Annotated in this window: 5 protein-coding genes and 1 pseudogene; 3 read left to right on the forward strand and 3 right to left on the reverse strand. The window is 72.7% G+C overall.

Annotated features, from left to right (window positions below; all coding sequences use genetic code 11):
• Positions 1–13 precede the first annotated feature (13 nt).
• From modC to modA, 3 genes are all read right to left on the reverse strand, one after another.
• Complete coding sequence (gene modC, locus EDD54_RS22005; RefSeq protein WP_126540725.1) at positions 14–1,096, reverse strand: molybdenum ABC transporter ATP-binding protein; 1,083 nt, start codon at positions 1,094–1,096, stop codon at positions 14–16.
• Positions 1,093–1,782, reverse strand: coding sequence for a molybdate ABC transporter permease subunit (gene modB, locus EDD54_RS22010; RefSeq protein WP_126540726.1), 690 nt, complete (start codon positions 1,780–1,782; stop codon positions 1,093–1,095). The genes modC and modB overlap by 4 nt, the downstream gene beginning before the upstream one ends.
• 194 nt (positions 1,783–1,976) lie before the next feature.
• Entirely contained in the window at positions 1,977–2,756 is a 780-nt protein-coding gene (gene modA / locus EDD54_RS22015) for a molybdate ABC transporter substrate-binding protein (RefSeq protein WP_126540727.1), read from the reverse strand.
• Between the two features lie 290 nt (positions 2,757–3,046).
• Here modA and EDD54_RS22020 point away from each other — a divergent pair, with 290 nt between their 5' ends.
• The 3 genes and pseudogenes from EDD54_RS22020 to EDD54_RS23585 all read left to right on the forward strand — a co-directional run.
• Positions 3,047–4,402: a GH1 family beta-glucosidase gene (locus tag EDD54_RS22020; RefSeq protein ID WP_126540728.1), complete on the forward strand. Its 1,356-nt coding sequence runs from the start codon at positions 3,047–3,049 to the stop codon at positions 4,400–4,402.
• A 291-nt stretch (positions 4,403–4,693) separates the two neighbouring features.
• Entirely contained in the window at positions 4,694–6,211 is a 1,518-nt protein-coding gene (glpD, locus tag EDD54_RS22025; protein ID WP_126540729.1) for a glycerol-3-phosphate dehydrogenase, read from the forward strand.
• A gap of 123 nt (positions 6,212–6,334) precedes the next feature.
• Positions 6,335–6,447 (forward strand): annotated as a pseudogene (locus EDD54_RS23585) (ABC transporter ATP-binding protein); the annotation flags it as partial.

Raw genomic sequence — 6,447 nt, forward strand, 5'->3', positions numbered from 1 at the left:
CGGCACGCCCCCGTCAGACCTGAAAGCGCTCGTCGAGGGCGACGGCCTTGACCAGGGCGTGGACGCGGTCGCCGGCGTCGAGGCCTAGGTCGTCGACCGCTTTGCGGGTGACGACGGCGGTGAGCACGTCGCCGCCGTCGAGGCGGACGTCGACGGTGGCGTTCGGTCCGGCGCCGGTCGCGACCGCGTCGACCGTGCCGGCGAGGGCGGTGCGGATGGTGACGTTGCGCGGCAGGCTGGTGGCGAGCGCGACGTCGGTGCCGCGGACGACGACGCGGACGGCGCGGCCGGGGGCGTCGATGGCGCCCGACAGCCAGATCGTGCCGGCGGGGTGGCGGACCGGCGTGAGGCCGTAGGCGGCGTCGACCTCGCCGATCCGGCCGGTCAGCACCGAAGCGACGGCGAAGCGGTCGCCGGCGACGCCGCGGCTCGGCTTCAGCACGTCGTCCGGCGCGCCGACGGCGGCGACGCGGCCGCGGTCGAGCACGACGACGCGGTCGGCGAGACGGGCGACCTCCTCGACGGCGTGGGAGACGTAGAGGATCGGGATCGCGAATTCGTCGCGCAGGCGCTCGATCAGCGGCAGGATCTCGAGGCGGCGCTCGAGGTCGAGGGCGGCGAGCGGCTCGTCCATCAGGAGCAGCCGCGGCGAGGCCATCAGGGCGCGGCCGATCGCGACGCGCTGGCGCTCGCCGCCGGACAGCGTCGCCGGGCGGCGGCCCAGCAGGGCGCCGATGCCGAGGGTGTCCACGACTGGGCCGAGTTCGACCCGGCGTTCGGCGGGCGGCGCGAACCAGCGGCCGAACAGGAGGTTCGACCGGACGCTGAAATGCGGGAACAGCAGCGAATCCTGGAACACCACGCCGACCCGGCGGCGGTGGCGCGGGACGTGGATGCCGGCCGCGGTGTCGACCAGCACGCGCTCGCCGAGGGCGATCCGGCCGCGGTCGGGCCGGACGAGGCCGGCGACAAGGCCGATCACCGTCGACTTGCCCGAGCCGGACGGTCCGAACAGCGCGGTGATGCCGGCGCCGCCGGCGAAGGCGGCCTCGAGGCGGAAGTCGCCCTGGGCGTGCGCGACGTCGACCGCGATCACCGGCCGCCCCCCGGGGCGCGGCGGGCGATCCATTCGGAGACGACCAGGGCGGACAGGCCGATCAGTACGGCCACCAGCGTCAACGCCATCGCCTCGCCGTCGCCGTCCGGCGTCTGGGTGGCGGTGTAGATCGCGGCGGCGATGGTGCGGGTCTCGCCGGGGATGTTGGAGACGAAGGTGATGGTGGCGCCGAATTCGCCGAGCGCCTTGGCGAAGGCGAGGGTGGCACCGACCAGGATGCCCGGCAGCGACAGCGGCAGGGTGACGAGCGCGAAGGTGGCGAGCGGGCCGGCGCCGAGCGTGCCGGCGGCGCGCTCGAGGCGGACGTCGACCGCCTCCATCGAGAGGCGGATCGCGCGCACCATCAGCGGGAAGGCCATCACCGCGGCGGCGAGCACGGCGCCGGTCCAGCGGAAGGCGAGCACGACGCCGAAGGCGCTCTCCAGGAAGCCGCCGATCGGGCCGCGCCGGCCGAACAGCAGCAGAAGGACGTAGCCGGTCACCACCGGCGGCAGCACCAACGGCAGCTGGACCAGCCCCTCGACCAGCGTCCGGCCGCGGAAGGTCCCGCGCGACAGCGCGAAGGCCACCGCGATCGCCACCGGCAGGCTGACCAGCGTCGACACGGCGGCGATCCGGAAGGACAGCGCGATCGCGGTCCAGGCTTCTGGCGAGAGGGCGGTCATCGGGCGGGCGGGATCCGGCGGGCGAGGTCAGGCGTCGAGCCTAGAGCGCTTTCCGACCTGATGGAATCGTCAGGTCGATGGGAAACCGCTCCAGCTTCAAAAGCCGGAGCATTCTCCGACCAGATCGTGCAAAGTGGTCGGATAATGCTCCGGAACACCGCCCGCCGCCTGTGAAACCGCGATCGACGGGGCCGTCACTTCGCGTCCGTGAAGCCCTGGTCGAGCAGGATCGCGTGGCCCGGGCCGGTCTCGACGTAGGCGAGGAACGCGGCCGCGCCGGCCGGGTCGGCGGACGACTTCGTCACCGCGGCCGGGTAGACGATCGGCTTGTGGCTGTCCGCGGGGAAGGTGGCGAGCACCTTCACCTTCGGCTCGACCTTCGCGTCGGTGGCGTAGACGATGCCGGCGGCGGCCTCGCCGGTGGCGACCAGGGCGAGGGCGGCGCGCACGCTCTCGACCGGCGCGAACTTCGCCTCGACCGTGCCGAGGATGCCGAGCGCGGTCAGCGCCTCGACGGCATAGGCGCCGGCCGGCACCGACTTCGGCTCGCCGACGGCGAGGCGGCCGTCGCCGAGGAGGCCGGCGAGGTCGGCGCCCTCGGCGAGGTCGATCGCGGCGGTCGAATCGACCGGAGCGATCAGGACGAGGGAATTGCCGGCGAGCACGGTGCGGCTCGCCGGGTCGATCTGGCCGGCCTTGTCCAGGTAGTCCATCCACTTCAGGTCCGCCGAGACGAAGACGTCCGCCGGCGCGCCCGATTCGATCTGCTTGGCGAGCGGGCCGGAGGCGGCGTAGCTGATCACCAGCGTCTTGCCGCTCTCCTGCTCGAAGCCGGGCTTGGCGGCGTCGAGCACGTTCTTCAGCGACGCCGCGGCGAAGACGGTGACGGTGCCCTCGGCGAGGGCGGCGTTCACCGCCCCGACGAGCGTGAGCGAGGCGGCGGCGACGGCGAGGAACTGGCGGCGGAACAGCATGCGGACACCCCCGGGCATCGATCGGATGGAACGGCGCCGGGCGTGACGGTCTCGGCGCTATGTCCGAACGGATATAGCGAATACGGGGGCGGTGCAACCACGTCGCCGGAGCGGCGAAGGGCGAAAGTCCCAGTCGGACCGTAGGCGGCGCCTCCGGCGAGCAGGGACGATGTCCGATTGGATCGTTTCACGATTGTCTTGTATCGGTTCAACATGCTAGCATCCGATCTGTAATCGATTGCAGAAACCGCCTGCGCGCGCCGGAAACCTCACGAGCCGAGGACGATCCGATGACCCGACCCGACCTCGCCGCCCGCCTGCCCGCCGACTTCGTGTTCGGCGTCGCCACCGCGGCCTATCAGATCGAGGGATCCGTCGACGCCGACGGCCGTGCGCCGTCGATCTGGGACGCCTTCTCGCGGATCCCCGGGCGCGTCGTGAACGGCGACACCGGCGACGTCGCCTGCGACCACTACCGACGCTGGCGCGGCGACGTCGACCTGATCGCCTCGCTCGGCGTCGACGCCTACCGCTTCTCGGTCGCGTGGCCGCGGGTGGTGCCGGACGGTCGCGGCGCCGTCGCCGAGGCCGGGCTCGCCTTCTACGACCGGCTGGTCGACGCCCTGCTCGAGAAGGGCGTCCGTCCCTACGCCACGCTCTACCACTGGGACCTGCCGATCGCGCAGTTCGGCCGCGGCGGCTGGTGCGCCCGCGACACCGCCCACGCCTTCGCCGACTACGCCGACGTGGTCGCGCGCCGGCTCGGCGACCGGCTCGCCGGCGTGATGACGCTGAACGAGCCGTGGTGCGCCGCCTTCCTCGGCCATCTCTACGGCGTCCACGCCCCGGGCGAGCGCAGCCTGCCGGCGACGCTCGCCGCCGTCCACACGCTGAACCTCGCCCACGGCCTCGCCACCGCCGCCGTGCGCGCGGCGGCCCCGGGCGTGCCGGTCGGCATCGTGCTGAACGCCAAGTCGATCTACCCCTCGAGCGACACCGAGGCCGACCGGGCCGCGGCCGAGCGCTACGACGCCTTCCACAACGGCGTCTTCGCCGAACCGATCTTCGCCGGCCGCTACCCGGCGGCGGTGGTCGAGGCGCTCGGGCCGGCGATGCCGGAGATCCGCGACGGCGACCTCGCCGCGATCGCCGCGCCGCTCGACTTCCTCGGCATCAACTACTACACGCCCGACCGCGTCCACGCCGACCCGACGCTGGCCTTCCCGGCGGCGGCGCAGTGGCATCCGCCCAAGGTGCCGCGTACCGCGATGGGCTGGGAGATCGCGCCCGAGGGCCTGACCCATCTCCTCGCCGACATGGCGCGGCGCTGGCGGCTGCCGCCGGTCTACGTCACCGAGAACGGCGCCGCCTTCGACGACGCGGTGGTCGACGGCCGCGTCGACGACCCGGACCGGCTCGCCTATGTCGAGGCCCATCTCCACACCCTCGCCGACGCGATCGACGCCGGGGTCGACGTCCGCGGCTACTTCGCGTGGAGCCTGATGGACAACTACGAGTGGGCCGAGGGCTACGCCAAGCGCTTCGGCATCGTCCACGTCGACTACGACACCCAGGTCCGCACGCCGAAGGCGAGCGCGCTCTGGTTCCGTGACCTCGCGAACGCGGTCCGCGCCCGTCGCGGCTGATCCGCGGCGTCCGGCGCCCCGGCCGGACGCCCGCTCCCTACCGTCCGAGCCGGCCCCTCGCGTCCCCGCGCGCCGCATGCGTTCGCGTCGGCTGGGCGCCGCCCCGCCGTCTCCCGACATCGTCCCCGCCGATTTTCGCACGCCGCGGCGACCCGCGCCGGGCGTCGCCGCCGCGTGCGGTTCATTCGATTGAATTTTCGCTTGACCGGCGTCAACATTCGTTTAGCCTGCGCTTCAACAGAAAAACGAAATCCTTTTGCTGCATTGCGAAAGGTGGGGAGTCGGGCGCCGATGGCGGACGTGGACGTTCTCATCGTCGGGGGCGGGATCAACGGATGCGGCGTCGCGCGCGACGCCGTCGGCCGCGGCTACAGCGTGCTGCTGGCCGAGCAGAACGACCTCGCCTCCGGCACCTCGTCGTGGTCGACCAAGCTGATCCACGGCGGCCTGCGCTACCTCGAGCACTACGAGTTCCGTCTGGTGCGCGAGGCGCTGCAGGAGCGCGAGGTGCTGTGGCGGCTCGCCCCGCACATCATCCGTCCCCTGCGTTTCGTGCTGCCGCACCACCGCGGCCTTCGGCCGGCCTGGCTGCTGCGCCTCGGCCTCTTCCTCTACGACCACCTCGGCGGTCGCAAGCTGCTGCCGCCGACGCGCACGCTCGACCTTTCGCGCGACGAGACCGGCCGGCCGCTGAAGCCGGGCTTCTTCACCCGGGGCTTCGAATACTCCGACTGCTGGGTCGAGGACACCCGACTCGTGGTGCTCAACGCCCGCGACGCGGCCGACCGCGGCGCGACCATCCTGACCCGCACCCGCGTCGCCACGCTGGCGCGCGAAGGCGACGTCTGGCGCGCCGTGCTCGAGGACCGCGCCACCGGTGCCCGCCGCGTCGTGACCGCGAAGATGGTGGTCAACGCCGCCGGACCGTGGGTCGACGAGGTGTTGCGCGGTCCGCTCGGCCGCAACGACGCCCGCAACGTGCGCCTCGTCCAGGGCTCGCACATCGTGGTGAAGCGCGTGTTCGATCACGACCGCGCCTACATCTTCCAGAACGCCGACGGTCGCATCATCTTCGCGATCCCCTACGAGGGCAGCTTCACGCTGATCGGCACCACCGACCGCGACTGGACCGGCGACCCCGCCGACGTCGCGATCACCGACGGCGAGATCGACTATCTGCTCGCGGCGGCCGGTGAATATTTCGCCAAGCCGATCGGCCGGTCCGACATCGTCTGGTCCTATTCCGGCGTGCGGCCGCTCTACGACGACGGCGCCTCGAAGGCGCAGGAGGCGACGCGCGACTACGTGCTGAAGGTCGACGGCGCCGACGGCGCGCCGCGTCTCGTCAACGTTTTCGGCGGCAAGATCACCACCTATCGCCGGCTCGCCGAGAGCGTGCTGGAGAAGATCGAGGAGGCGCTCGGGCGCCGCGGCAAGGGATCCTGGACCGGCGGCGCCGCGCTGCCCGGCGGCGACTTCCTGGTCGAGGGTTTCGAGGCGCTGGTGGCCGAACTCGGCGCGGCCCATCCGGGCGTGACGCCGGCGCTGGTGCGTCGGCTGGCGCGGGCCTACGGTACCGAGGCCCGCCGCATCCTCGCCGGCGCGCGCGCCGACGCCGACCTCGGCCGCGGCTTCGGCGCCGGCCTGACGGAGGCGGAGGTGCGCCATCTCGTCGAGCGCGAATGGGCGCGCACGGCGGACGACGTGCTGTGGCGCCGCTCCAAGCTCGGCCTGACGCTGCCGGCCGAGGGGCGGGCGGCGCTGGAGGAATTCCTGGGCGACGCCCGTCTCGGCGTGGCGGCGCAGTAGAATACGACGGGCGGCTGGGGTTAAGTCGCCGAGGGGATGGCAGGCCGCCGGGGAGGAGTCCGGGCGGACGGTCGGAGCGGGCCCGCGCAGGACGCGGGGCGTTCCGGCATGGAGGAGACCTATATGCTCGAGCTGATCGAAGTCGGACGGACGGTGGGTGGAGAGGATCACGTATCGGGGGTGTCGATGACGCTCCGGGCGGGGAGCCTCAACGTGCTGCTGGGTCCGACGCTGTC

It is taken from the genome of Oharaeibacter diazotrophicus, from assembly GCF_004362745.1.
GTDB classification, from domain to species: Bacteria; Pseudomonadota; Alphaproteobacteria; order Rhizobiales; family Pleomorphomonadaceae; genus Oharaeibacter; species Oharaeibacter diazotrophicus.